The sequence below is a fragment of the Gelidimonas denitrificans genome (assembly GCF_055694065.1).
The window spans coordinates 998,398-1,023,566 of the sequence record NZ_CM146350.1 but is presented as its reverse complement, the minus strand read 5'-3'; the positions used below and the strand labels follow the sequence as shown (position 1 = coordinate 1,023,566).

General features: G+C 55.3%; 24 protein-coding genes. 14 read left to right on the top strand and 10 right to left on the bottom strand.

Features of this window, described 5'->3' with window-relative positions; genetic code table 11:
* Nucleotides 1-314 precede the first annotated feature (314 nt).
* On the bottom strand, nt 315-875 hold the full coding sequence (locus FKCLFG_RS04780; RefSeq protein ID WP_472615084.1) for a chlorite dismutase family protein: 561 nt from the start codon (nt 873-875) through the stop codon (nt 315-317).
* A gap of 108 nt (nt 876-983) precedes the next feature.
* The gene (locus FKCLFG_RS04775; RefSeq protein WP_472615083.1) at nt 984-1,361 is read right to left on the bottom strand and encodes a cupin domain-containing protein; all 378 of its coding nucleotides are present in this window, start codon (nt 1,359-1,361) and stop codon (nt 984-986) included.
* A 324-nt stretch (nt 1,362-1,685) separates the two neighbouring features.
* On the opposite strand from FKCLFG_RS04775, the gene FKCLFG_RS04770 reads away from it, so the two are divergent.
* From FKCLFG_RS04770 to FKCLFG_RS04750, 5 genes are all read left to right on the top strand, one after another.
* Entirely contained in the window at nt 1,686-2,333 is a 648-nt protein-coding gene (locus FKCLFG_RS04770) for an ABC transporter ATP-binding protein (protein ID WP_472615082.1), read from the top strand.
* Between the two features lie 25 nt (nt 2,334-2,358).
* On the top strand, nt 2,359-4,893 hold the full coding sequence (locus tag FKCLFG_RS04765) for an FtsX-like permease family protein (RefSeq protein ID WP_472615081.1): 2,535 nt from the start codon (nt 2,359-2,361) through the stop codon (nt 4,891-4,893).
* Nucleotides 4,893-5,972: a lipocalin-like domain-containing protein gene (locus tag FKCLFG_RS04760; RefSeq protein WP_472615080.1), complete on the top strand. Its 1,080-nt coding sequence runs from the start codon at nt 4,893-4,895 to the stop codon at nt 5,970-5,972. Before FKCLFG_RS04765 ends, FKCLFG_RS04760 begins: the two co-directional genes overlap by 1 nt.
* The gene (locus FKCLFG_RS04755; RefSeq protein WP_472615079.1) at nt 5,969-7,822 is read left to right on the top strand and encodes an ABC transporter transmembrane domain-containing protein; all 1,854 of its coding nucleotides are present in this window, start codon (nt 5,969-5,971) and stop codon (nt 7,820-7,822) included. The genes FKCLFG_RS04760 and FKCLFG_RS04755 overlap by 4 nt, the downstream gene beginning before the upstream one ends.
* A gap of 318 nt (nt 7,823-8,140) precedes the next feature.
* Nucleotides 8,141-8,395, top strand: coding sequence for a hypothetical protein (locus FKCLFG_RS04750; RefSeq protein WP_472615078.1), 255 nt, complete (start codon nt 8,141-8,143; stop codon nt 8,393-8,395).
* Between the two features lie 199 nt (nt 8,396-8,594).
* Here the strand turns inward: FKCLFG_RS04750 and FKCLFG_RS04745 are convergent, their stop codons facing one another.
* On the bottom strand, nt 8,595-8,744 hold the full coding sequence (locus FKCLFG_RS04745; protein WP_472615077.1) for a hypothetical protein: 150 nt from the start codon (nt 8,742-8,744) through the stop codon (nt 8,595-8,597).
* 133 nt (nt 8,745-8,877) lie between these two features.
* Between FKCLFG_RS04745 and FKCLFG_RS04740 the strand changes: the two genes are divergently transcribed.
* From FKCLFG_RS04740 to FKCLFG_RS04720, 5 genes are all read left to right on the top strand, one after another.
* Nucleotides 8,878-9,381 (top strand): Hsp20/alpha crystallin family protein, encoded by a 504-nt coding sequence (locus tag FKCLFG_RS04740; RefSeq protein WP_472615076.1) that lies wholly within the window; start codon nt 8,878-8,880, stop codon nt 9,379-9,381.
* A gap of 186 nt (nt 9,382-9,567) precedes the next feature.
* A complete protein-coding gene (locus tag FKCLFG_RS04735; protein WP_472615075.1) occupies nt 9,568-9,918 on the top strand; it encodes a DUF5335 family protein in 351 nt (116 codons plus the stop codon).
* Nucleotides 9,919-10,220: 302 nt separating this feature from the next.
* Nucleotides 10,221-10,352 carry a thymidylate synthase gene (locus FKCLFG_RS04730; RefSeq protein ID WP_472615074.1) on the top strand — a complete coding sequence of 44 codons (132 nt, stop codon included), beginning with the start codon at nt 10,221-10,223 and terminating at the stop codon, nt 10,350-10,352.
* 65 nt (nt 10,353-10,417) lie between these two features.
* Nucleotides 10,418-11,392 (top strand): thymidylate synthase, encoded by a 975-nt coding sequence (locus FKCLFG_RS04725; RefSeq protein WP_472615073.1) that lies wholly within the window; start codon nt 10,418-10,420, stop codon nt 11,390-11,392.
* Between the two features lie 76 nt (nt 11,393-11,468).
* On the top strand, nt 11,469-11,924 hold the full coding sequence (locus tag FKCLFG_RS04720) for a tellurite resistance TerB family protein (protein WP_472615072.1): 456 nt from the start codon (nt 11,469-11,471) through the stop codon (nt 11,922-11,924).
* A gap of 60 nt (nt 11,925-11,984) precedes the next feature.
* Here FKCLFG_RS04720 and FKCLFG_RS04715 read toward each other — a convergent pair whose 3' ends face one another.
* The gene (locus tag FKCLFG_RS04715) at nt 11,985-12,827 is read right to left on the bottom strand and encodes a ferritin-like domain-containing protein (protein WP_472615071.1); all 843 of its coding nucleotides are present in this window, start codon (nt 12,825-12,827) and stop codon (nt 11,985-11,987) included.
* Between the two features lie 217 nt (nt 12,828-13,044).
* Between FKCLFG_RS04715 and FKCLFG_RS04710 the strand changes: the two genes are divergently transcribed.
* The 3 genes from FKCLFG_RS04710 to FKCLFG_RS04700 all read left to right on the top strand — a co-directional run bounded on the left by FKCLFG_RS04710 (nt 13,045) and on the right by FKCLFG_RS04700 (nt 17,414).
* Nucleotides 13,045-14,358 (top strand): cation:proton antiporter, encoded by a 1,314-nt coding sequence (locus tag FKCLFG_RS04710; protein ID WP_472615070.1) that lies wholly within the window; start codon nt 13,045-13,047, stop codon nt 14,356-14,358.
* Nucleotides 14,359-14,443: 85 nt separating this feature from the next.
* A complete protein-coding gene (locus tag FKCLFG_RS04705; RefSeq protein ID WP_472615069.1) occupies nt 14,444-14,938 on the top strand; it encodes a dihydrofolate reductase in 495 nt (164 codons plus the stop codon).
* Nucleotides 14,939-15,149: 211 nt separating this feature from the next.
* On the top strand, nt 15,150-17,414 hold the full coding sequence (locus tag FKCLFG_RS04700) for an Orn/Lys/Arg family decarboxylase (RefSeq protein WP_472615068.1): 2,265 nt from the start codon (nt 15,150-15,152) through the stop codon (nt 17,412-17,414).
* Between the two features lie 102 nt (nt 17,415-17,516).
* Here FKCLFG_RS04700 and FKCLFG_RS04695 read toward each other — a convergent pair whose 3' ends face one another.
* The 4 genes from FKCLFG_RS04695 to rpsO all read right to left on the bottom strand — a co-directional run bounded on the left by FKCLFG_RS04695 (nt 17,517) and on the right by rpsO (nt 21,840).
* The gene (locus FKCLFG_RS04695) at nt 17,517-18,296 is read right to left on the bottom strand and encodes a YoaK family protein (RefSeq protein ID WP_472615067.1); all 780 of its coding nucleotides are present in this window, start codon (nt 18,294-18,296) and stop codon (nt 17,517-17,519) included.
* Nucleotides 18,297-18,463: 167 nt separating this feature from the next.
* On the bottom strand, nt 18,464-19,030 hold the full coding sequence (gene dcd, locus FKCLFG_RS04690) for a dCTP deaminase (RefSeq protein WP_472615066.1): 567 nt from the start codon (nt 19,028-19,030) through the stop codon (nt 18,464-18,466).
* A 189-nt stretch (nt 19,031-19,219) separates the two neighbouring features.
* Nucleotides 19,220-21,364: a polyribonucleotide nucleotidyltransferase gene (gene pnp, locus FKCLFG_RS04685; RefSeq protein ID WP_472615065.1), complete on the bottom strand. Its 2,145-nt coding sequence runs from the start codon at nt 21,362-21,364 to the stop codon at nt 19,220-19,222.
* 206 nt (nt 21,365-21,570) lie between these two features.
* Complete coding sequence (gene rpsO / locus FKCLFG_RS04680; protein ID WP_472615064.1) at nt 21,571-21,840, bottom strand: 30S ribosomal protein S15; 270 nt, start codon at nt 21,838-21,840, stop codon at nt 21,571-21,573.
* A 148-nt stretch (nt 21,841-21,988) separates the two neighbouring features.
* Between rpsO and FKCLFG_RS04675 the strand changes: the two genes are divergently transcribed.
* Nucleotides 21,989-22,525 (top strand): hypothetical protein, encoded by a 537-nt coding sequence (locus FKCLFG_RS04675; protein WP_472615063.1) that lies wholly within the window; start codon nt 21,989-21,991, stop codon nt 22,523-22,525.
* Nucleotides 22,526-22,691: 166 nt separating this feature from the next.
* Here FKCLFG_RS04675 and FKCLFG_RS04670 read toward each other — a convergent pair whose 3' ends face one another.
* Nucleotides 22,692-24,242, bottom strand: a complete 1,551-nt coding sequence (locus tag FKCLFG_RS04670; RefSeq protein WP_472615062.1) for a 2-isopropylmalate synthase — start codon at nt 24,240-24,242, stop codon at nt 22,692-22,694.
* 29 nt (nt 24,243-24,271) lie between these two features.
* Complete coding sequence (pssA, locus tag FKCLFG_RS04665) at nt 24,272-25,156, bottom strand: CDP-diacylglycerol--serine O-phosphatidyltransferase (RefSeq protein WP_472615061.1); 885 nt, start codon at nt 25,154-25,156, stop codon at nt 24,272-24,274.
* Nucleotides 25,157-25,169: the final 13 nt, after the last annotated feature.

The following is a 25,169-nucleotide window of genomic DNA, read 5'->3' as shown; positions in this document are numbered from 1 at the left end:
GATTAGTAAACTAATCGAGACTGACCCCAGTAGTACTGAAACTCACATACGGCGCAATGCGCTTCGCTTCAATTGCGCCCTCCCGCGTGTTGCGGGTTACGGCCTTTGATGCTCCCTATGCGGGTTGCACCCGCCCTACATGACTGAGCATGTCACTACACGATAATGTGCGCTTCAATACAATCTTCCCGTGCGTATCTTGGCCGACAGCGACAAACACGTTTTTGGCAATATCCAGGCCGATTACTTTTGCGGCAGCATTCATGGTGGAGTCCATTTCATAAGGGTGCGGATTACGACCTTGTAACGAAGAGTTAGACATGTTCGCGTATGAGACGGATATCGACTTCTCGGTCAACGTACTTCCATTCCTCTGACGCACGCAGTTCGGAAAGCAGCCTGTCGAACTCAACCTCATGGATGGGCGCGTACTCGAACCAATTAAGAAAATCGAACGGTTCATTCTCAGAGAGGTCGCGGCAGTGGTGGAGTTTGCGCGCTACTGCAGGCAAGTACTTAAGCCCGATTTGGACGTGCTTTGACTGTTCGAAAACGCTCTGGCGCTCGTCTTGCGTGAGCTCCCACCAAGCTGTGTTCTTCCGGATCGGTATTAGTGCAGCGCACGTTGCTTCTGGGCGCGCCAGACCTTGCTGCTTCGCCACAATTTCGTTCTTCTCTGCGCGCATGACATATCGTTCATTGCTGGTTATCCCACGAAGTATCCAGGGTGCACTGGTTTCAGACTGCACCTCTGAAGCGGATACGACGTTGAGCCTTTTGGCTTCAGGCAGGGGCTCGCCAACTCTGGTTTCGGTCCTGACAATTCGCCATGGGCCAATGTCTGCGCCGACGAATGCAAATAATCGTGTATTCATTTCAACCTTTCGTGCTGAGGTCTGACATCTAAATTCACCTGCCGCCGCAGGCAGTCCGGTGGAATGCATGTTAGAGCTTCATTCACCGCGGCCATCTGCTGTTAACGGTTATTTTTCAGCCAACGCAAAGCCGGCATTACCCGGCGCTACTACGGAAACGAAGACAAAGGGATCTTTCGCGTCAGTGTTCATGGCACCATGAACTTGCCCAGGTTTCGCGACGGCAATTTCTCCGGCTTTAAGCTTGGTAACCACGCCGTTTCCCTGGTAATAATCGGCAGAACCCGAGAGGACGGTCCAGGTGTCTTGGCCGTGTGAATGAACGTGAGCAGCGAGTTCTTGCCCAGGAAGAACATGCCAAACGACGATTACGGACTCTTCTGTTTCCAGCACTACAGATCGAATCGGCTCGCCATCAGACGGGCTGGCAAACTCCGACACTACAAATTTTCTTACTGCGGGAGTCATAGCGATATCCTCGTTCATAAGTATTCCGAAACGGCTCAGTATACGCGCCGCAAAAACGCACTCGGATGGCGCATCATCCAAAACGCTGCTGCTTCGCGCCCGTCCAACCGCCGTATGCAGGATAATCAGCGCTTACACCCAACACGCCGATAAGCTATTTCTCGCCGGCAGCGCCCATTATCAATCTATCGTATTTAGCTAAAAACATACTCAACAACGTATTTTTATAAAAGCCAATGAAAATATGCGGAGAAGTGGCATTTTTTATTGATACTCCCTATATTATTAAAACTAAATAGCAATTCTCCGCAATTCAAAACGGACAACACCACCGGAGCATCCATGCTGGAACTGCGCCATATCACCAAGTCGTACCGCAATGCACAACCCGTGCTGGATGACTTGTCTTACACGCTGACTGCGGGTGAATTCATTGCGGTGATGGGCGAATCGGGCGTGGGCAAATCGACGCTGTTGAACTTGATTGCCGGGCTGGATACGCCGGACTCGGGCGAGGTGGTTATTGATGGCGTCGTCATGTCGGCGCTGGATGACGACGCTGCGACTTTATTGCGGCGCAAGAAGATGGGTTTCGTGTTCCAGGCTTTCCATGTATTGCCGCATCTGACCTTGCAACAGAACATCGCCCTGCCCTTGCTGCTGAATGGCGAAAGCCGGCATCGGGCGCAGGAAATGCTTGATGCGGTTGGCTTGCAGGGGCGCGGCGGAGATTTCCCGCGCCAATTGTCGGGCGGCGAAATGCAGCGGGTGGCGATTGCCCGCGCGCTGGTGCATCGGCCGAATCTGGTGCTGGCCGACGAGCCGACCGGCAACCTCGATCCCGACACTGCGCACAGCGTGTTGCTGTTGTTGCGTGCAGAAATCAAGGCCAGCGGCGCGTCGGCCATCATGGTGACCCATTCGTATGCGGCGGCGGAATTGGCCGACCGCGTGCTGGTGTTGAGCAAAAACGGCTTGCGCCCGGCTTGATTTTCTTACCTCAATGTCTGCGCCCATGCCAATCCGTTTGCGACTCCTGACCCGTTGGCTGTTGCTCGGCGAATGGCACGCCCATCCGGTGCGCGCCATTGTCGCCATCGGCGCGATTGCGCTGGGGGTGGCGCTCGGGTTTGCGATCCATCTGATCAATGCGGCGGCTTTTAACGAATTTTCGGCGGCGATCAAGAGCCTGTCGGGCTTGTCCGATTTGCAGGTGCGCGGCGTACAGGCGCGCTTTGACGAGCGGCTTTATCCGCTGCTGGCAGAGCGTAATGGCGTGGCGCTGGCTAGTCCGGTGCTGGAACTGGACGCAAGCGTTGTTAATGCACCCGGTTCAGGTGAGCGCAGCGCGCTGAAGATTCTCGGCATTGATGTGTTCCGTGCCGCTGAAATTGCGCCCGACTTGATCGGAATTCCCGCTGACGATCAACCTTTCGACACTCTCGCCGATGATGCGATTTTTCTCTCCCCGGCAGCAATGGAATGGCTAAAAATTCGGTCAGGCGAATTTTTGCAGCTGCGTTCAGGCAGTCGCACCATCCGTTTGCGCGTGGCCGGCACTTTGCTGCGTTCCCGCGCCGGACAACGCATCGCTGTGATGGATATCGGCGCGGCGCAATGGCGCTTCGGGCGCATCGGCCAGCTGTCGCGGATCGAACTGAAGCTGGCTGACGGCGTCAATCGCGCTGCTTTCAAGGCTGCTCTCAACCGCGAATTTCAAGGCCGTTTGCTGGCGACGGAAACCGCCGATCAGGAAGCGCGCACCGCCAATATGTCGCGCGCTTACCGCGTCAATCTGAATGTGCTGGCGCTGGTGGCATTGTTTACCGGTGCGTTTCTGGTGTTTTCCACCCAGGCGTTGTCGGTGCTGCGCCGCCGCAGCCAGTTTGCGCTGTTGCGCGTGGTGGGCATGACGCGCCGCCATTTGATGGGCCAGATATTGCTGGAAGGCGCAACGCTGGGCGCAATCGGCGCCGCTTGCGGCATCGCAGCCGGATACGGGATGGCGGCTGCCGCTCTGCATTTTTTTGGCGGCGACTTGGGCGGCGGTTATTTCCCCGGAGTGCAACCCACCGTGCATTTCAGCCCGCTGGCCGCGCTGGTGTTCTTTGTGCTCGGCGCGACGGTAGCCGTTTTGGGCGCGGCGGCTCCGGCGTGGGAAGCCGCCCGCGCCCAACCTGCGCTGGCGCTCAAATCCGGCAGCGAAGATGCGGCGCTGGCGAAACTGGCGTCGCCGTGGCCGGCGCTGGCTTGCCTGGCATTGGGCGTAGTATTCACGCAATTGCCGCCGGTGGCGGACTTGCCGGTATTCGGATTTCTGGCGGTAGCCTTGCTGCTGATTGGCGGCATCGCACTGATGCCACGTCTGGCAGCCGGCCTGTTTTCTTTCACGGGCCGGATACAGACGCCGAATGTGGTGTTGAGCCTGACACTGGCGCGGCTGGCGAATGCGCCGAATCAAGCCTCGATTGCGCTGGGCGGCGTGCTGTCGAGTTTTGCGCTGATGGTGGCGATGGCGATCATGGTCGCCAGCTTCCGGGTCTCGGTCGATGACTGGTTGACGCAGGTTTTGCCGGCCCAACTTTATGTGCGCTCGGCGATGACAGGCGACACTGGCCGTCTGCAGCCGGAGGAACAACAGGCGATCCGCGCTGCCAACGGCGTCAATCGCGCCGATTTCCTGCGCCTGTCGAAACTGGCGCTGGCGTCCGACCGCGCCGATGTGGTTTTGCTGGCGCGCCCGATTGATGTCAACGCGCCGGGCAAGGTGGTGCCGGTTATCGGCGCCACCATCGTTCCCACCGATGCGATGCCGATCTGGGTCTCGGAAGCGATGGTCGATTTGTACGGCTATGCGGTGGGCAAGCGCGTCAGCCTGCCGATTGGCGGCAAGCCACACGACTTCGTCGTGGCCGGCATCTGGCGCGACTATGCGCGACAGTCGGGCGCGATACAAATCCGGCTATCGGATTATCAAAATCTGACCGGCGATTTGACGGTCAATGATGCTGCGCTATGGCTGCAAGCCGGCGTCAATCCGGCGCAAGCCAGCGCCACGCTGAAGCGGCTTGCGTTCGGCAGCGCACTGGAGTTTTCCGAGCCGGGCCAGATCCGTGCTGTCAGCCTGAAGATTTTCGACCGCAGCTTTGCCGTCACCTATTTGCTGGAACTGATCGCAATCGTGATCGGCCTGTTCGGCGTGGCCGCTACCTTTTCCGCGCAAACCCTGGCGCGCGCCCGGGAGTTCGGCATGTTGCGTCACATTGGCGTCACGCGCCGGCAGATTCTGGCGATATTGGCGGCCGAAGGCGGCTTGCTGACGGCGATCGGGATTGCGGTGGGTTTCGTGCTGGGCTGGCTGATCAGTTTGATTTTGGTATTTATCGTCAATCCGCAATCGTTTCACTGGACTATGGAATTGCACATGCCGTGGGGTTTGCTGGTATCCGTGGCCGGTTTGCTGCTGGTGTCGGCCGCATTGACAGCGCTGGTGGCGGGACGGCAAGCGTTGTCGGGCAGCGCGATTCAGGCGGTGAAGGAGGATTGGTGATGGAATTGTTCCGGTGCGCATGGCGCACCCTACTTCTGTGTTTGCTACTTTCCAATGCTTGGGCTGCGCCGCCGCAATTCTCCGCGGTCACGCCGGATAAAGCGCTCATTTTTCCATCCGACTTCGGCGCGCATCCTGAATTTCGCACCGAATGGTGGTACGCAACCGGCTGGCTGCAAATGCCGGAGCATAAGCCGCTCGGTTTCCAGATCACTTTCTTCCGCTCGGCCACCGAGCATGATGCCGCCAACCCGAGCAACTTTGCGCCGAAGCAACTGATCATCGCGCACGCGGCTTTGTCCGATCCGGCTGAAAAGAAATTACTGCACAGCGAAAAAAGCGCCCGTCAGGGTTTTGGCCTGGCTTACGCGGCGGAAGGCGATACCGACGTCAAGCTCGACGACTGGCAGCTTACCCGCAGCGCCGATGGCCGCTATCAGGCCGTGGTCCGTACCCGCGACTTCGATTTGCAACTGACGCTGCAGCCAAGCCAAGCGCCGATGCTGCAAGGCGAACAAGGTTACTCGCGCAAAGGGCCGAAACCGCAACAAGCCAGTTATTACTACAGCGAGCCGCAATTGACGGTCGCCGGCACTTTGATCCGCCAGGGCAAACCGCTAACAGTAACCGGCACAGCCTGGCTCGATCACGAATGGTCGAGCAGCGTGCTGGATGCCGATGCGGCCGGCTGGGACTGGCTGGGCGCGAATCTGGATGATGGCAGCGCGCTGATGGCGTTTCGCATCAGAAGCAAAGCCGGCGCGACACTGTGGAGCCATGCTGCGCTGCGCAATCCAGCCGGAAAGATGACACAATTCATGCCGGACGCCGTACTATTTACCCCGCAACGGCGCTGGCAATCGCCGCGCACCAAAGCGATTTACCCGGTGGCGATGCAGATACAAACCGGCGGCGATCTCTGGCACATAACCCCGTTGCAGGATGATCAGGAACTCGATGCGCGGCGCTCCACCGGCGCGGTATATTGGGAAGGCGCTGTGACCATCAGCCGCGACGGCGCACCCGCCGGGCGCGGCTATCTTGAAATGACCGGATACGACAAACCACAGAAATTATGACCACTACCAGCACAACATCCAGCACCAGCACAACTTCCAGCAGCACCGCAATCGCGCTCAAGCCGCAAAAAAGCAGCTTGGCCACACTCAAAGGACTGCTGCCTTTTCTCGCGCCTTACAAGCGTGAATTCCTGCTGGCCGGGATTGCATTGCTGGTCGCCGCCGGCGCCACGCTGGCGATTCCGTATGCATTCCGGCAGATGATCGATCTCGGCTTTGGCAACGCCGGCGCTGTCGTCGCTGCCGGTAGCAAGAACATTCAGAACGTCGATTTTTACTTTCTGGCCTTATTTGGCGTGGCGTCGGTACTGGCAATCGCCACCGCTGCCCGCTTTTACATGGTGTCGTTGCTGGGCGAGCGCGTCACCGCCGATATCCGCAGCGCGGTCTACCGCCACGTTATCACCCAGAGTCCGCAGTTTTTCGAAACCACCCAGACCGGCGAAGTGTTGTCGCGCCTGACCGCCGACACCACTTTGATCCAGGCCGTGGTCGGCACCAGCATTTCGATGGCGCTGCGCAATGCGCTGCTGTTCGTCGGCGGCCTCGGCATGCTGTTCGTCACCAGCGTCAAGCTCACCGCCATCATCATCGTGTTGCTGGCGGTGGTGGTGCTGCCGATCGTATTTTTCGGACGGCGGGTGCGCAAACTGTCGCGCGCCTCGCAAGACCGGATTGCCGATGCCTCGGCGATGGCGGGTGAAATACTCAACGCGATGCCGACCGTGCAAGCTTTCACCCACGAAGCGATCGAAGGCCGGCGCTTTGGCGCATCGGTCGAGGATGCGTTCGCTACCGCGATGCAGCGCATCCGCACCCGCACCACCATGACGGCGGTGGCGATTCTGCTGGTATTCGGTGCCATCGTATTCGTGCTGTGGCTCGGCGCCCATGCGGTGATCCAAGGCACCATGAGCGGCGGCGAACTGGGGCAATTCATCCTGTACGCGGTGCTGGTGGCCGGCTCCATCGGCGCACTGTCGGAAGTGCTGGGCGAGGCGCAACGCGCAGCCGGCGCCACCGAGCGCTTGCTGGAATTGTTGTCGGCGCATTCGCAAGTGCAGTCGCCGGCCCAGCCGCAACCGTTGCCGCCGCGCGCCGCAGTCGGCTCGGCGCTGGCGCTGAAAAACGTGTTTTTTCACTATCCGTCACGGCCGCTGACGGACTCTGTGTCGCAGCTGACGCTGGAAATCGAACCGGGCGAAACCGTCGCCGTGGTTGGCCCGTCCGGTGCCGGTAAGACCACGCTATTCCAATTGCTGCTGCGCTTTTACGATCCGCAGCAAGGGCAAATCACGCTCGACGGCGTCGATATCAAGCAGCTTGATTTGCAGATATTGCGCGACGCCATCGGCATCGTGCCGCAAGACACCGTCATTTTCTCCGCCAATGCGCTGGAAAATATCCGCTACGGCCGCGCCGGTGCCAGCGACGAGGAAGTGATCGCCGCCGCCAAAATGGCCGCCGCGCACGAGTTCATCGAACAACTGCCGGAAGGCTATCAATCCTTCCTCGGCGAGCGCGGCGTGCGCCTGTCCGGCGGCCAGCGCCAGCGCATCGCCATCGCCCGCGCACTGTTAAAGAACCCGCCGCTGCTGTTGCTGGACGAAGCCACCAGCGCGCTCGACGCCGAATCCGAACGCTTGGTGCAAAAGGCGCTGGAAGCGGCGATGGTCGGCCGCACCACCGTCATCATCGCGCACCGTCTGGCTACCGTGCAGCGCGCCGACCGCATCATCGTGATGGAAGATGGTCAGATCGTCGAAACCGGCACCCACGCATCGCTGGTGGCGCTGGGCGGAATCTATGCGAATCTGGCGGCGCTGCAGTTCCATACGCTGCCGGGATAATTTTAATTATTGGGCAACCGTTTTCTCGTTGGGTGCAATAAGCGCAGCGCATTGCGCCATAGGTAATATGCTAAATTTTCACAATATTTAACGTACATGCGGCGCAATGCGCTGCGCTTATTGACGCCCTACATGATGCGGCTTACGGCCTTATTGAAATAACATACCACGTTATGTATTTTTATATAGCGCATTAAAAATATGGGGAGTAGTGTATGTTTTTTGGCATACTCCCTATAAAAATTATATTCAAGTCGGGCGCGCACAGTGCAAACCGACACTGCACATCAAATTATCTTTTCCCGAGGAGCAAGCAAGATGCGATCAACCAAAGCCAGCGCCGCCATCGAACGCCTGAAAGCGCGCGACGGCAACAAGCCGTATTCGATGGTGCGCACCGGCGACGAATTATTCTATCTGGTGCTCAACACAGGTCTAGGCAAGCAGGAAAAAATGGGCCAGGCGCTGCCGCTGGACGACTTCGTGAAATACGTCAACAGCGTCGGCCCGCAAGTGGCCAGGCGGGTCAGCAAGCTGGATGTGGCTTTCGAAAAGCAGTTAAATAGGAAATAAGCAGGATACGTCTCGGATCGCATCGTTTTGAGCCAAATCAACACGCATCCAATCTGCAATCTCATGATGGAATCATGATGTGTTTTCCAAACGTCCTGATGCCGGCCATGTCCAATTTATGAATTCTTACCGAGAAATTTTACAGTGGGAATCCAGGTAAATGCATGTGGTTAAACATCCGCACTGGCGGCGCGCGCTTTCAACCGTTCTGGTTGTTCTGGGCGGGTTGCTGATTTTTCTTGCGCCAGGCAATGTATGGATCGGCGCTGTACTTGCCGCATTGGGCATTGTCATAGAACTCATCGCCTTTGGACTGTCCAAAAGTAACAATGACAGGAAATAACTGCATTTACCTTAGCATTTTCCTTATTTACAGGCGTAAAGAAGGCACGCACTTCGCCCGGTTGCATACGACTGATCGGCTGTAACCATTTTCTAGACACCAGCGCACAACAAGTGCGCCATCTTGCAATGGAGCCGCCATGCGAATTCTCGAAGAATTGAAACAGGATGTGGAAGAGTTATGGGAATCGGCCACCGAAGGATGGCGTCGGCTGCGTCATCAGGCGGCCGGTGCATTAACCCGCTTCAAGCCCGGCGACAAAGCATCGGCAGCGGTCGATATCCGCAATGATTTCGACCTGCCGTCGCCGAACTGGGCGCTGCTTGCCGGCGATGTGTTCGAGGATAGCAAGAAGATCATGGTTCGGCTCGAAGTGCCCGGCATGGAAAAGAGCGATTTCGACATTGAGGTGCGCAATGATGTGCTCATCGTGCGCGGAGAAAAACGTTTCGAATCAGAGTCCGGCGATGGACGTTACCGTGTACTCCAGTGCGCTTACGGCAGCTTCAGCCGCACCATTCCATTGCCGGCGCCGATTGTCGTCGACCAAGGAAGCGCAAGCTACCATAACGGCGTGCTCAAAATCGAATTGACCAAGGCCGAGCCGACAAAAACGAGAGAGACCCAGATCAAGGTCAGCTAGGGTTTGTCCGGAAAAATGCATATCGGGAATCATCGATAAATATGTGGCAGTGCGAAGTATCAGTGCGGCCAGTGCCGCATCCAGGTTGGGCTATCCCTGGCAATGACCATTAAGCCATAAGGGATGAGGTTCCAGTCGGCGTGCAGACTAAGCACGCCGGCAATTTCACTTGATGGAGAATGCATCATGACTACGCGCAAGATTGAAAAATCGGAATGGAAAACGTTTTTTGATGGCGTTTCCAAAGTTGGCGGCCTGGATCGGAAATGCGCCGAGATCGAGGTGGTGGGATTGAGTCTCGGCGACCATATCGCTGCAGAATGGGTGCCGATGTTCGGCGTGACCTACAACCCCAAGGGCGACATGCTAGAGATCGGGCTGGAAGGGCTTGACCACCTGATTCATAAGCCAAAGACGATATTTGTGGACGAGAGCGCGGCCGGATTGCTCAGTATTAGCGTCACCGATGAGGATGACATACAGCACATCATTCGTTTGAGAGACCCGCTCCTGCTGTCCGGAAAACCTGCTTCGTAAGTAAGGCTATCGAGAAAATCGAAGATGGTGCCGGAGGTTTTATCGCCATGCCGACGGTATTCATCAAGCACATGAAGATCAGAAAGGCCGGGTTACGCCCGCCAAGCATGGCTTGCAACCATGCATATACTGCGCAATGTATTTTTTATAACTGCAGCGTAAATATGCGGCAAACAGGTGTTTTTAACGATACTCCAATGATTTTTTATTCATATAATTTCTGTGGTGCGCCACAATCCCTTCCTGTCTGCTGTGTGTAGGTATCTATATATAATCCACACATCTTTTTCGCCAAAAGCACCATGCGCCGATACCTCGACTTCATGCGCCATGTTTATGATCACGGCAGCGAAAAAACAGATCGCACCGGTGACGGCGCACGCGCAACATTCTGCCATCGGATGCGCGTCAATCTGCAAGTAGCGTTGCGCTGACCACGCGCAAGAAAGCCCACCGGAAAGCGCCCCCACCTATCCAGCACCTGAATTGGAAAAATGCAATGAAGCAATACCTCGATCTGGTCCGAACCATTATTGACACTGGAAGTTGGCAAGAGAATCGCACCGGGATTAGAACGATCAGCATTCCTGGCGCCATGCTGCGCTTCGATTTGTTAAACGACGGTTTCCCGGCGATTACAACCAAGAGGCTTGCATTCAAATCAGTCGTGGGCGAGCTGGTCGGATTTTTGCGAGCATCGCGCAGTGCGGCCGACTTTCGCGCTCTGGGCTGCAAGGTGTGGGACCAGAACGCCAACGAAAATGCCGAATGGCTTTCAAACCCGTACCGGCTGCAAGAAGACGATCTGGGCCCGGTGTATGGCGTCCAGTGGCGCGCATGGCCAGCCTACAAGCTGCTTGACGCTACCAGAACGCTGCAAATTGCGGACGCGAAAAACAGAGGGTTTCGGGTGGTATCGGCGCTGCAGGATGAGGGCGTCAACAAGATTCTTTTGTATAAGGCAGTCGATCAACTGGGCGATTGTCTGCGCACGATCATCGCGAATCCTGGAAGCCGGCGCATTTTGTTCCACGGCTGGAATTGCGCCGATCTGGATTCCATTGCGCTGCCGGCATGCCATCTTTTGTACCAGTTCATCCCGAATGCCACAGCTAAGGAAATCTCGCTTTGCCTGTATATCCGAAGCAACGATATCGGTTTGGGAACGCCGTTTAATCTGGCTGAAGCGGCAGCGCTGCTACACTTGGTGGGCCGGCTGACCGGATACAAACCGCGCTGGTTCACGTATTTCATCGGGGACGCCCATATCTATGAGAATCATCTCGATATGCTGCAGGAGCAATTGCAGCGCGCACCATACGCCGCGCCGGAGTTAGTCATTTCCGATCGCATTCCAGATTTTGCTGCGACAGGAAAGTTCGAACCGGAGTGGCTTGAAAAAATAGAACCGTCCGATTTTTCATTAAGCAACTATCAGCACCACCCAGCTTTAACCGCGCCCATGGCAGTTTAAGCAAGCGTTTGAAAAGTAAGATAAAAAAGTAAGATGCATAGTCAACCTAACAACATACTTAACCAAGGAATCCATAATGAGTTTCAATAATTTTCTGAGTAAGCTGAAAACAAAAGCCGGTGAATTAAAAACAGAAGCCTTGAAATACAAAAATAAGGATTTTCTGAATGCGTCTATGGCCGGTTCGGCACTGATTGCAATGGCTGATGGCAATATCAGCTCAGAAGAAAAACAAAAAATGATTAAATTCATCGAAAGCCACGACGCACTATCGATTTTTACGACCAGTGATGTCATCAAGGCTTTCCAGGATTTTGTCGGGCAGATTGAATTCGATAAAGACATTGGTGAAGCCAAGGCTTATCAGGCATTGGGCAAGATGAAATCGAATGCCGAGGCTTCGCGTCTGTTGATTCGCATGATTATTGCGATTGCCGCTTCCGACGGCAATTTTGACGATACGGAGAAAAAGGTAGCCGTCAAAATCGCCAAGGAATTAGCGATTAATCCATCGGAATTTGAACTGGAATAATTATTTTTCAAGGCCGGGGCGACCAAGGTCATCCCGACCGACGAAATAACCCATCGGCGTTCACGGCGCTACCACGCGCCGGGCATGATGCACCAGCAGCGGCAAAGCCATGCGGTTGATGAGGCCAGGCAGGCGCAGCGGCTTGAGCAGCATTTTCACCGTCATTTCATAAGGATAATCGGCGCGCGCCCAGTGGCCCGCCGTGTGTTGAAACCGCTGGAAATCCTTCGGACTAAATGCCTGTCCCGGGTTGCGCACTACAAATGCATTTTTCAACGCCAGGTAGGCATCCTCCTGACCGATTACCCCTAATCTCTGCCGCAATACACGCGCCACTTGCCAGCGTGACGGACGCTCTATCGCGCGATAACGCAGGAAAAAGTGGTGAAAGTATTTGTAATGCCCCACTTCATCGTCGCGGATATGCCCCACGAGCGTGGTGAGCACCGGCTCCGGGCTGACTTGCTGCAGCAAACCATACAGGCCTGCGGTGCCGGCTTCCACCACACAACGTGCCACCATCTCTAGCGTGCGCGTGGGCTCCAGCAGTTCGGGTTTGCAATACGGGCGATAGTCTGTGCAAAAGCCGTCAAATGCGGTTTGCCAATCGAACGCGGGCCACACCGTCTCCACATAGCGACGCAACGCACGTCCGTGCTGCAACTCCTCCGGTTCCCAGCGCTCGCGCAGCCATTGGCTGGTTTCGGGATCGTCCTCCATGTGGCGCAACAGGTTGTCTGCGTATAAATCCGCCAAACTCTCGACGAAGGACGCCGCAGCAAGCACATAAAACCACGTGTCCTCAGCGACGATGCGTTCATGCGCTATGCAGTCAAACGCAATCTGGTCAATCAACCACGGATGCGATGCTGCGAGGGGTAAGTGTATATCTGGGCTTGGCATAACGATCCCCACTTATTTTCTTGATAAGACTATAACAAGTGTAACAAGTGCCGGCGGTTCGATTCAACACTTATATATAAAACAATACAACAGCGCTAAACATCACCAGCGACCGGCAGCGCCTCGCGCATTGCGGCGATGGCGTAATCGGATAAACTGTTGTCAAATGCATTAAGTTTTACCCCGCCATGCAAGATGGCAAGTTTGAACGGATACCATGATTCCTACTGCATTATGGTTTTTACTGGTTGGCGGTTTGCTGCTTTTCATGGGGCTGACTTCTTCCAGACTGAAGCATTTACCTATCACGTCCGCCATTATTTATCTCGCGGCGGGCTTGCTGGTAGGGCCTACCGTGCTGGATATCTTGCACTTCAATCCGCTGTATGAATCGGCGCTACTGGAAATTCTGACCGAAATCGCGGTATTGATATCGTTATTTTCTGCCGGCGTCAAAATGCCGGCGCCCATCAGTTTAAAACGATGGCGCACCCCCATACTACTGGCCACCGTGTCGATGACGGCTAGCGTCGCGCTGGTCGCAGCCTTTAGCTACTACGTATTGGATTTGCCGCTGGGCGCATGCATATTGCTGGGTGCTATCGTCGCGCCCACCGATCCGGTGCTGGCAACCGACGTGCAGATTCGCCATCCTGGCGACCACGACCAACTGCGTTTTACCCTGACTTGCGAAGCGGGCATCAACGACGGCAGCGCCTTCCCGTTTGTGATGCTGGGCATGGGGATGTTGGGTTTGCATGAAGTGGGTGAAACCGGAATACGCTGGGTCTTGCTGGACGTACTATGGGCGACGGTGGCAGGCATCGCATTGGGCGTGGTGTCGGGCGTATTACTGGCGCGGCTGGTCTGGAAGATACGCGGCCCGCAGCAGAGCAGGAAGCTCCTGGACGATTTTCTTGGGCTGGGCTTGATCGGGGTCGTGTATGGCTTGAGCGTGTTGATGGATGCCTGGGGCTTTTTGGCGGTGTTCTTTGCCGCTGTCGCGCTGCACCAAACCGAGTTAACGCTGTCTGGTGGCGCCGAAGGCCAGCAGTATGATGGCCGGCCGCTGCCGGAATCAAAAGACGCTTCCGGTGTTGATGTGCATGCTGATGCAGCGGCGGAAACAGTCAGCGAAGGCGCTCTGGTGTTCAAGGAACATCTAGAGCGATTGTCGGAAGTGGTGCTAATTCTGCTGGTGGGCGGCATGTTGTTTATTAATTCGTGGAGCTGGCGGGCGGTGGGCTTTGCGTTCTTCCTGTTCCTGGTGGCGCGTCCCGTGAGCGTGATGCTGGGAATGCTGGGTAGCGGCACGCCATGGCGCTTGCGCTGCCTGACCGGTTGGTTCGGCGTGCGCGGCATAGGCTCTTTGTATTACCTGATGTATGCGATACAGCACGACTTGCCAGAGCCGATGGCCCTGGAGTTCATACAATTGACGCTGATCGTGATCACGCTGTCCATCGTGGTGCATGGCATCAGCGTCAAGCCCTTGATGCATATTTTCTGGCGGCGCAAGCGCGAATCTTAAAAGGCTGTCAGTCCAAACAGATTTCTGCACCGATTGCCTCTGGTATCCTCGCTATTCAACCGTTTCAGCAAAAGCCAGCCATTCCATGAGCAAACTCACCATCATCGTCGCCACCGATTCCCTGCACGGGATCGGCATCAATAACACTCTGCCCTGGCGTTTGCCGGAAGACCTGGCGCACTTCAAGCGCACCACGTCCGGACACCCGATCATCATGGGCCGCAAAACCTTCGATTCGATCGGCCGAGCGCTGCCGAACCGGCGCAATATCGTCATCAGCCGGGGCACGGCATGCGGTGCCGCTACAAACCACGACAGGATCGAAGTTGTAAATTCCATCGCCGCTGCCCTGCAACTGGTTGGAGAGGCAGAAGCCTTCATCATCGGCGGCGCGCAGATTTTCGCGGAAACGCTGCTGCTGGCAGAGCGTTTGATCGTGACAGAGATCGACAAAAATTTTAATTGCGATGTTTTTTTCCCGCCGATTTCCGCACAAGACTGGCGCGAAGTTTCCCGGGAGCAGCATCATTGCGCGCAAAATGACTTTAATTACGCTTTCGTGACTTATCAAAAACGTTAGCGGAATATTCCCTTGAGGCGCCATTTTGTGGCTCTAAAATAACGCTTTCCCGCTGCGGCGGCGCTCTGGCAATGTTCAGGGTTATTTTTTTCCCCATTGACCCGCATATCTGGGAAAATCCTTTCTTAAATTTTTCGGCGCGCAAGCGGAGTGGCATTCGCCACGACTGGCCCAGGCGTCTCCCAAGTAATCCGACTGTATTGGAGACCTCATGAAATTCCGCTTCCCGATCGTCATCATCGACGAAGACTTCCGCTCAGAAAACTCTTCCGGCCTGGGCATTCGCGCATTGGCCGTGGCGATGGAGCAGGAAGGCATGGAAGTTGTCGGCGTCACCAGTTATGGCGACCTGTCACAATTTGCGCAGCAGCAAAGCCGCGCTTCGGCCTTCATCCTGTCGATTGACGACGAAGAATTCGGCGGCGGCTCGCTGGAAGAAACCAATCACGCGCTCAAATCGCTGCGCGCCTTCGTCCAGGAAATTCGTTACAAGAATGCCGATATCCCGATTTATCTGTATGGCGAAACCCGCACTTCGCGCCACATCCCGAACGATATCCTGCGCGAACTGCATGGTTTCATTCACATGTTCGAAGACACGCCGGAGTTCGTCGCGCGCCACATCATCCGCGAAGCCAAATCGTATCTCGACGGCCTGTCGCCGCCATTTTTCCGCGCGCTGGTGCATTACGCGCAGGACGGCTCTTATTCCTGGCATTGCCCCGGCCACTCGGGCGGCGTGGCTTTCCTGAAGTCGCCGATCGGCCAGATGTTCCACCAGTTTTTCGGCGAAAACATGCTGCGCGCCGACGTCTGCAACGCAGTCGAAGAGCTCGGCCAGTTGCTCGACCATACCGGTCCGGTGGCCGCATCCGAGCGCAACGCGGCGCGCATTTTCAATGCCGACCATTGCTATTTCGTCACCAATGGCACCAGCACCAGCAACAAGATGGTCTGGCACTCGACGGTGGCGTCGGGCGATATCGTGGTAGTGGACCGCAACTGCCACAAATCGATTTTGCATGCGATCATCATGACCGGCGCAATTCCGGTATTTTTGATGCCGACCCGCAATAATCTGGGCATCATTGGCCCGATCCCGCTGGAAGAATTCACGCTGGAAAGCATCCAGAAGAAGATCGAAGCCAACCCGTTCGCCCGTGAAGCGACCAACAAGAAACCGCGCATCCTGACCATCACGCAATCGACCTACGATGGCGTGGTGTACAACGTCGAAACGCTGAAAGAAATGCTGGACGGCAAAATCGATACCCTGCATTTCGACGAAGCCTGGCTGCCGCACGCCACCTTCCATGAGTTCTACAAGGATATGCACGCGATCGGCAAGGACAGGCCGCGCGCCAAGGAGTCGATGATTTTCTCGACCCAATCGACCCACAAGTTGCTGGCCGGCCTGTCGCAGGCGTCGCAGATTCTGGTGCGCGAATCGGAGTCGGTCAAGCTCGACAAGGATGCTTTCAACGAAGCGTATCTGATGCACACTTCGACCTCGCCGCAATACGCGATCATCGCCTCGCTGGACGTGGCCGCCGCCATGATGGAAGCACCGGGCGGCACTGCGCTGGTGGAAGAATCGATCCTCGAAGCGCTGGATTTCCGCCGCGCCATGCGCAAGATCGATGAAGAATACGGCGTTGACTGGTGGTTCCATGTCTGGGGCCCGGACAGCTTGGCCGAAGAAGGCATCGGATCGCGCGAGGACTGGGTCATCAAGGCCGAAGATACCTGGCATGGTTTCGGCAAACTGGCGCCGGGCTTCAACATGCTCGACCCGATCAAGGCCACCATCGTGACGCCCGGCTTGTCGATTGACGGCAAGTTCGGCGAGACCGGCATCCCGGCCTCAATCGTGACCAAATATCTGGCCGAGCACGGCGTCATCATCGAGAAATGCGGGCTGTATTCGTTCTTCATCATGTTTACCATCGGCATCACCAAAGGCCGCTGGAATACGCTGCTGACCGCGCTGCAGCAGTTCAAGGACGATTACGATAAAAACCAGCCGATCTGGCGCATCCTGCCCGAGTTCGCCGCCGCCAACAACGGCAAGAATGCGCGCTACGAACAAATGGGCTTGCGCGATTTATGCCAGCAAATTCACGAAACCTACAAGGCTTATGACGTGGCGCGTCTGACCACCGAGATGTATCTGTCGGACATGCAGCCGGCCATGAAGCCGAGCGACGCCTTCGCCAAGATGGCGCACCGCACCATCGATCGGGTGCCGATTGACGAGTTGGAAGGCCGCGTCACCTCGATCCTGCTGACGCCCTACCCGCCCGGCATTCCGCTGCTGATCCCCGGCGAGCGCTTTAACAAGATCATCGTAGATTACCTGCGCTTTGCCCGCGATTTCAACGAGAAATTCCCTGGTTTCGAGACCGATGTGCATGGTCTGGTCAAGGGCGAAGTGGATGGCAAGCTGTGCTACTACGTCGATTGCGTTCAGCAGTAATTCGATTCAGTCCCGAGCATCAGTCACAAAGGAACTTGCCCGACATGCCTTTGTGGCTGATCAAGAATCAGTTTTATCACAGCTGCCAGGAGGCAATCGGACTCAGCGAAACCACCGCCGCCTGATCCAGTAGCGCCGCGCGATGCTCTTCACGTCATCCAGCACCGGAACCACGGCAAAGAGCATCAGAAGCACGGCCGGCGGCACGGTGGAAATAAAGCCAACATGCTTGAAACCCAGCGCGCCGGTCACGCCTCCGCAAAAAAACATTAATAATATCGTACTCAAAAGACGCAACTTGGGCAGATTCGACTGCACGTGAGCAGCGTCGCCAACATGGTGTGTCTTGTTCCAATACAACAGCTTGCCGAGCTCAATACCAATATCGGTCACCAGGCCGGTAACATGGGTAGTCCTTATTTCGGCATGCGATATCTTGGTAATAATTGCGTTTTGCAAACCCATGATGAAGCACAACAGCATCACCGTGACCGGCACGAACAAGCCGGTACGCAACGAAAGCGTGCCGCCCATCAGTCCGAAGCACAGCAGCAAGCCGGCTTCCAGCATCAGCGGAAACGCATATTGACTTTGCATATTTCGATGCTGTGCCCAGTTAATCAATAGCGCCGAGCAGGCAGCGCCACTAACGAACGACAACAGGGCGCCTAATCCGTCCAGCGCCAGGGCGACATTGCCCAGCGCCAGATCGTCAGCCATCGAGGTGACGATACCGGTCATGTTGGAGGTGTACTGATTGACCGCAAAGAATCCGCCGGCATTGATGGCGCCGGCAATGAAAGCGAGCGAAAAACCGAGATGCCGATTCGACGCCGCAGTACGTTCCTTACCCGTCAGGCGACGGAGATACAAAATTGGCATGATAAAACTTAAAACGAAATGCAGGTACTACACTGCGAAATGGAAGTCATATCTCACAGTTACCGGGCATTGATATACTCATATTTGTATTTTATTATGCGCATGGAAAGCATGCAGGAATACTTGTTTAGGAGTGATACTCCCTATTTTTTCACAAAAATTAAGGATCAAGCCTTGGGTAGTGTCACGCCCATCTGGCCCTGATATTTTCCATTGCGATCCTTGTAAGACGTCTCGCACACCTCGTCTCCTTCAAAAAACAACACTTGTGCGCAACCTTCGTTGGCATAAATCTTGGCCGGCAACGGCGTGGTATTGGAAAATTCCAGCGTCACATAACCTTCCCACTCGGGCTCAAACGGGGTCACGTTGACGATGATGCCGCAACGCGCATAGGTCGATTTTCCCAGGCAAATGGTCAGCACGCTGCGCGGAATACGGAAATACTCGATGGTGCGGGCTAAGGCAAACGAGTTGGGCGGGATGATGCACACGTCACTCTTGATATCGACGAAAGAGTTTTCATCGAAATTCTTGGGGTCCACGATGGTGCTGTTGATATTCGTGAAAATTTTGAATTCATTGGCGCAGCGGATATCGTAACCGTAGGAAGAAGTGCCGTAGGAGACGATTTTGTGGCCGTTTTGCTCACGCACCTGTCCAGGCTCGAAAGGCTCAATCATGCGGTGCTGTTGCGCCATGCGGCGGATCCAGTTATCGGATTTGATGCTCATAATGAACGGTTAATTTTAGCTAAAAGTGAATAAAAGGTTGCGAGCTTGTCTGTTATCGCTCGAATTGCCAACCCCTAATTTTACGCCATGAGCGTCGTATTGCCTCTACTGCTAGTTCTCAGGCTCGCGCAAATGTAAAAAACCGCCCGGCTTTACAGTACGGGCGGTTTGCTACAGACGCGCTGTAAATTACTGCTGCGGTTGCGACTGCTGTGGTGCAGCTTCGCCGGTTTCCGCCGCTGCGGCTTTCATCGACAGTTTCAGGCGGCCGCGGTCATCGGTTTCCAGTACCTTGACTTTGACTTGCTGGCCTTCTTTCAGATAGTCAGCGACCGCATTGACGCGTTCGTTGGCGATCTGGCTGATGTGCAGCAAACCATCCTTGCCCGGCATGACTTGGACAATCGCGCCGAAATCGAGCAATTTCAGGACTGTGCCTTCATAGATCTTGCCGACTTCGACTTCCGCCGTCAATTCCATGATACGGCGCTTGGCTTCCTGGCCGGCGCTGGCATCGACCGACGCAATGGTCACAATGCCTTCGTCGCTGATGTCGATCTGGGTGCCGGTTTCTTCGGTCAGCGCGCGGATTACTGCGCCGCCCTTGCCGATCACGTCACGGATTTTTTCCGGATTGATCTTGACCGTGATCAGACGCGGTGCAAAGTCGGACAGCTCGGTTTTGCTGCCGTGCGGTACTGCTTCCTGCATCTTGCCCAGAATATGGATGCGGCCTTCCTTGGCTTGCGCCAGTGCGACTTGCATGATTTCCTTGGTGATACCCTGGATTTTGATATCCATTTGCAGCGCAGTGATGCCTTCCGCAGTGCCGGCCACCTTGAAGTCCATATCGCCCAGGTGATCTTCATCGCCCAGGATATCGCTCAGCACGGCGAACTTGCTGCCGTCCTTGATCAAGCCCATCGCGATGCCGGCCACGTGCGCCTTCATCGGCACGCCGGCATCCATCAGCGCCAGACAGCCGCCACAGACCGAAGCCATCGAGGAAGAACCATTCGATTCAGTGATTTCCGACACCAGACGTACCGAGTAGCTGAAATCTTCCGGTGCCGGCAAGGCTGCCAGCAACGCGCGCTTGGCCAAACGGCCATGGCCGATTTCACGCCGTTTCGGGGTACCGACACGGCCGGTTTCGCCGGTGGCGAACGGAGGCATGTTGTAATGCAACATGAAGCGATCAGCGTACTCGCCCATCAACGCATCGATTTTTTGCTCGTCGCGTGCAGTACCGAGAGTAGCAACAACCAAAGCCTGCGTTTCACCACGGGTAAACAATGCTGAGCCGTGGGTACGCGGTAAGACACCGGTGCGAATCGAAATCGGCCGTACAGTGCGCGTGTCGCGACCATCGATGCGCGGTTCGCCGTCCAGAATCTGGGAACGCACGATTTTGGCTTCGAGGTCGAACAGCATATTGCCAACTTCAGCTGCATCCGGCGCCGTTTCGCCACGGGCTGCCGCCTGCTCGGCCAGTGCAGCAGATACGCTCGCGGTCGCTTCTTTGAGCTTGGCGGTGCGAGCTTGTTTTTCCTTGATTTGATAAGCGGCGCGCAACAGCGGCTCGGCGACTGCGGTAACAGCAGCAATCAGCGACTCGTTTTTTGCAGTTGGTGCCCACTGCACTTCCGGTTTGCCACCATCGCGCACCAGTTCGTGGATCGCGTCGATGACTGCTTTCATTTGCTCATGGCCGAACATCACTGCGCCTAGCATGACTTCTTCCGACAATTGCTGGGCTTCGGATTCAACCATCAATACAGCCAGTTCGGTACCCGCAACCACCAGATTCATTTGGGAGTTCACCAACTGCGAGGTAGTCGGGTTCAGCACATACTGACCATCGACATAACCGACGCGAGCAGCACCGACCGGGCCGTTGAAAGGCAGGCCGGCTACGCTCAACGCGGCAGAAGCGCCGATCATTGCTGCGATATCAGGGTCGATTTCAGGATTGACTGACAGCACATGGATGATGATCTGTACTTCATTCATGTAACCCTCTGGAAACAGAGGGCGGATTGGACGATCGATCAGGCGCGAAGTCAATGTCTCTTTTTCAGAAGGACGGCCTTCGCGCTTGAAAAAACCGCCGGGAATACGACCGGCAGCATAGGTTTTCTCAACATAATCAACGGTCAGGGGGAAAAAATCCTGCCCAGGCTTGGCATCTTTGCGTGCCACAACAGTAGCGAGCACAACAGTATCTTCAATCGATACCAGAACTGCGCCAGAGGCTTGGCGTGCGATTTCGCCGGTTTCGAGCGTGACTTGGTGTTGGCCGTACTGGAAGGTTTTAGTGACTTTATTAAACACGGAGAGTTCCTTTCTAATTGCCGACAGAATTTCAGGCGCTGTCGTTCACCTCACCGCAGGTGCCAAGTCAATGTTGACGTGCCACCCTCTTGCTTTACACCAAAACAACATTGCGATGCAGAATCGCAAAATAGCAAAATGCCTGCGACAGCGAACTGGCGCAGGCATTTCAACTTATACGATCCGATAGCAATAACGTGGACTGCTTATTTACGCAAACCGAGTTTTTGAATCAGGTCGCGATAACGGCTTACGTTCTTGCTCTTGAGGTAAGAGAGCAGGCTTTTGCGACGGTTGACCATCATGATCAAACCACGGCGTGAATGGTGATCCTTAACGTGCTGTTTGAAATGGCCATTGAGGTCATTGATGCGCGCGGTCAGCAACGCAACTTGCACTTCCGGGGAGCCGGTATCATTTTGGGCGCGGGCATTGTCTGCAACGATGGCAGCTTTTGCGGATTTTTCGATAGTCATAATGAACCTTTAACATGCGATGCACAGAGTAATTAACCCTACACACCGTGAACAAATAAATAAAAATCTGGTCTTAATTTAAACCAGACGCGCATTATAGCGGAAATGCAAAGTCCATTCAAACACTTGGTCAGAGTGAGAAAATCCGATGAAAACATTCCCCAAACCAGCCCAACTAATTTTGCTGGCTTGTATCTTGGTCAGTTTGGCAGGTTGCGCCAACCTTGGCGTGCCGGTCGTTACACCCGGCCAGAGCGAAGCTGAAATCATCAGCAAGTTGGGCTCACCCAGCGCGCGCTATCAGGACGGGGACGACAGCATCCTGGCATATGTGCATGGCCCGTGGGGACAGCAAACCTACATGGCGCGGCTGGACGCCAGCAAGCGGCTAAAATCCTATGAGCAAGTGCTCACCACACAAAAATTTGCAACGGTGAAGATCGGCGTAACGAACCAGGAAACCGTTTTGCACACTTTCGGCAAGCCGGCTGAAACCTCTTATCTGTCATTATCGGACTTGACGGTGTGGACTTATCGCTACAAGGAAAATGGCGTGTGGGATTCGATGATGCACGTTCATTTCGATCGCAATGGCATCGTGCGAAAGATGATGAATGGGCCGGATACCTGGCTGGAGCCGCGGGAAGAATTGGTAGGCAGACATTTCTTCAATCGGATGAGGTAGAACAAGCAGCATTTGCGAATAAAAGCATACTGCGTGCTGTGTTTTTAAACGGCGCACAAATTTAATGCGGGAAATTGATGTTTTATGGGCATACCCCCATAATTTCCCTATATTGAGCGTGCAGACTAAGGCCTGCGCGCTTATCAGTCCAGAACGAACATCTGCATTACAACTGTGGATTGAGCTTTTCCGACTTCGATTGCAGCTTGTTCAATGCCGACAGATAGGCTTTGGCAGATGCCACCACGATGTCCGGGTCTGCACCTATGCCATTGACGATACGCCCGGCTTTGGACAGGCGCATAGTTACTTCGCCTTGCGCTTGGGTGCCGGTGGCAATGGCATTGACTGAAAACAACAACAGTTCGGCGCCGCTTTGCGTAATCGACTCGATCGCATTGACGGTGGCATCAACCGGACCGTTGCCCTGCCCTTCGCAGGAAGTTTCTTTCCCCTCAATCGAAAATACGATTTTCGCTACCGGCCGCTCGCCAGTTTCGGAATGCTGCGATAGTGCGACGAATCGATAGCATTCTTTTTCGCGGGATTGCTGCTCGTCGGACACCAGGGAAATGATGTCTTCGTCGAAAATATCGGATTTGCGGTCGGCCAGTTCCTTGAAGCGTGCGAATGCCGCATTGACTTCCGCTTCGGAATCGAGAGCGATGCCCATATCGTCCAACCGCTGCTTGAATGCATTACGTCCGGACAATTTTCCCAAAATAATTTTGTTGGCCGACAAGCCGACATCTTCGGCCCGCATGATTTCATAGGTATCGCGCGCCTTCAGGACGCCGTCTTGATGGATGCCTGACGCGTGGGCAAACGCATTGGCGCCCACAATAGCCTTGTTCGGCTGTACCGCGAAACCGGTGATTTGCGACACCAATTTGGAAGCCGACATGATTTGCGTAGCGTCAATGCCCACTTCAAAATTAAAATAATCCTTGCGGGTGCGCAGTGCCATCACGACTTCTTCCAGCGCCGTATTGCCGGCGCGCTCACCCAAGCCATTGATCGTGCACTCGATTTGCCGCGCACCGCCGATCATGACCCCGGCCAGCGAGTTGGCGACCGCCATGCCCAAGTCGTTATGGCAATGCACCGACCAGATTGCCTTGTCTGAATTCGGAATCCGTTCCCGCACATTTTTCAGCATATTGCCGTACAACTCCGGCACACCGTAGCCGACCGTATCGGCGAAGTTGATGGTGGTAGCACCCTCGGCAATCACCGCCTCCAGTATCCGGCACAGGAAATCCATGTCGGAACGACTTGCATCCTCAGGGCTGAATTCGACATCGTCGGTGAATTTTCGCGCAAATCGCACCGCCTGTTTGGCTTGTTCAAACACCTGATCGGGCGTCATGCGCAGCTTTTTTTCCATGTGCAACGGTGAAGTCGCGATGAAAGTATGGATACGAAAGCGCTCGGCTGGTGCCAGCGCTTCCGCCGCACGTGCGATATCGCGGTCATTGGCGCGCGACAGCGAGCACACGATGGAATCTTTTACGATGCCGGAAATCGCCTTGATCGATTCAAAATCACCCTGGGATGCAGCAGCAAAACCGGCCTCGATGACATCGACGCGCATGCGCTCGAGTTGCCGGGCGATGCGGATCTTTTCGTCCCGGGTCATCGAGGCGCCCGGAGATTGCTCTCCATCGCGCAAGGTGGTGTCGAATATGATGAGCTTTTCTGCTGAATTTGCGGCCATGCTGTGCTCCTGATTAAGACGCGAGATTTCTATTTGATATCGATATCATCGTCGTGAGATTCCGTTTTGGTCTGGATGATGCTGACCGGCTTGCCCTTGAACAAACGCCAGAAATACAGCACATACCCGGACAAGCCATACAAGACAAATAAGCCAAACAAAACCTTGGGTGGATCGCTTGATACCGCAACATAAGCCAGCACAATCAGCAGAGGCGCGATGAAAGGGACTGATTTTCGGTAGTTGATGTCTTTGAAACTGTAAAACGGGACGTTGGTAACCATCGTCAGGCCCGCTGAGAGTGTAATGAACCAGGCTAGCCAGTTTAAATCGGCACCGGCAAAACGCAAGTCGTCCATCAGCCAGATAAAACCCGCTACCAGGGCGGCGGCGGCGGGACTTGGCAAACCCTGAAAATAGCGTTTGTCTACCACCGTGATATTGGTATTGAAGCGCGCCAAACGCAAGGCGGCCCCAGCGCAATAAACGAAAGCGGCAAGCCAGCCGAGTTTACCCATGCCGCGCAAAGACCACTCGTAGACCACCAGTGCGGGCGCGGCGCCAAATGACACCATGTCGGACAAACTATCGTATTGCGCGCCGAATTCGCTCTGGGTATGCGTCAGCCGGGCGATCCGGCCATCCAGGCTATCGAGCACCATGGCGACAAAAATGGCAATCGACGCATGATCGAATTTCAGGTTCATGGCCATCACGATGGCATAGAACCCGCAAAACAGTGCGGCGGTAGTCACCGCATTGGGCAACAGATAAATGCCGCGGCGCGGCAACCGGCGAACAGCTATCGCGTCTTCATCCGGCGACACTCCGTGCAATAATTTATTTTTTGCGCGGAGCGCCCTAGACGACAGGTTGGTGCTGCTTTTCGCTTTACGACGATTGAAGATTGTCATGCAGTTCCATTCT

Bases quoted from the DNA above. Each gene is read 5' to 3' on its own strand.
- FKCLFG_RS04700 (WP_472615068.1), top strand. From the start codon at position 15,150: ATGAAATTCCGCTTCCCGATCGTCATCATCGACGAAGACTTCCGCTCA.
- rpsO (WP_472615064.1), bottom strand. From the start codon at position 21,840: ATGACTATCGAAAAATCCGCAAAAGCTGCCATCGTTGCAGACAATGCC.
- FKCLFG_RS04740 (WP_472615076.1), top strand. From the start codon at position 8,878: ATGCGAATTCTCGAAGAATTGAAACAGGATGTGGAAGAGTTATGGGAA.
- FKCLFG_RS04695 (WP_472615067.1), bottom strand. From the start codon at position 18,296: ATGCCAATTTTGTATCTCCGTCGCCTGACGGGTAAGGAACGTACTGCG.
- pssA (WP_472615061.1), bottom strand. From the start codon at position 25,156: ATGACAATCTTCAATCGTCGTAAAGCGAAAAGCAGCACCAACCTGTCG.
- dcd (WP_472615066.1), bottom strand. From the start codon at position 19,030: ATGAGCATCAAATCCGATAACTGGATCCGCCGCATGGCGCAACAGCAC.
- FKCLFG_RS04775 (WP_472615083.1), bottom strand. From the start codon at position 1,361: ATGAACGAGGATATCGCTATGACTCCCGCAGTAAGAAAATTTGTAGTG.
- FKCLFG_RS04780 (WP_472615084.1), bottom strand. From the start codon at position 875: ATGAATACACGATTATTTGCATTCGTCGGCGCAGACATTGGCCCATGG.
- FKCLFG_RS04705 (WP_472615069.1), top strand. From the start codon at position 14,444: ATGAGCAAACTCACCATCATCGTCGCCACCGATTCCCTGCACGGGATC.
- FKCLFG_RS04670 (WP_472615062.1), bottom strand. From the start codon at position 24,242: ATGGCCGCAAATTCAGCAGAAAAGCTCATCATATTCGACACCACCTTG.
- FKCLFG_RS04765 (WP_472615081.1), top strand. From the start codon at position 2,359: ATGCCAATCCGTTTGCGACTCCTGACCCGTTGGCTGTTGCTCGGCGAA.
- FKCLFG_RS04730 (WP_472615074.1), top strand. From the start codon at position 10,221: ATGCGCCGATACCTCGACTTCATGCGCCATGTTTATGATCACGGCAGC.
- FKCLFG_RS04720 (WP_472615072.1), top strand. From the start codon at position 11,469: ATGAGTTTCAATAATTTTCTGAGTAAGCTGAAAACAAAAGCCGGTGAA.
- FKCLFG_RS04710 (WP_472615070.1), top strand. From the start codon at position 13,045: ATGATTCCTACTGCATTATGGTTTTTACTGGTTGGCGGTTTGCTGCTT.
- FKCLFG_RS04725 (WP_472615073.1), top strand. From the start codon at position 10,418: ATGAAGCAATACCTCGATCTGGTCCGAACCATTATTGACACTGGAAGT.
- FKCLFG_RS04745 (WP_472615077.1), bottom strand. From the start codon at position 8,744: ATGCAGTTATTTCCTGTCATTGTTACTTTTGGACAGTCCAAAGGCGAT.
- FKCLFG_RS04735 (WP_472615075.1), top strand. From the start codon at position 9,568: ATGACTACGCGCAAGATTGAAAAATCGGAATGGAAAACGTTTTTTGAT.
- FKCLFG_RS04755 (WP_472615079.1), top strand. From the start codon at position 5,969: ATGACCACTACCAGCACAACATCCAGCACCAGCACAACTTCCAGCAGC.
- FKCLFG_RS04750 (WP_472615078.1), top strand. From the start codon at position 8,141: ATGCGATCAACCAAAGCCAGCGCCGCCATCGAACGCCTGAAAGCGCGC.
- FKCLFG_RS04715 (WP_472615071.1), bottom strand. From the start codon at position 12,827: ATGCCAAGCCCAGATATACACTTACCCCTCGCAGCATCGCATCCGTGG.
- FKCLFG_RS04770 (WP_472615082.1), top strand. From the start codon at position 1,686: ATGCTGGAACTGCGCCATATCACCAAGTCGTACCGCAATGCACAACCC.
- FKCLFG_RS04675 (WP_472615063.1), top strand. From the start codon at position 21,989: ATGAAAACATTCCCCAAACCAGCCCAACTAATTTTGCTGGCTTGTATC.
- FKCLFG_RS04760 (WP_472615080.1), top strand. From the start codon at position 4,893: ATGGAATTGTTCCGGTGCGCATGGCGCACCCTACTTCTGTGTTTGCTA.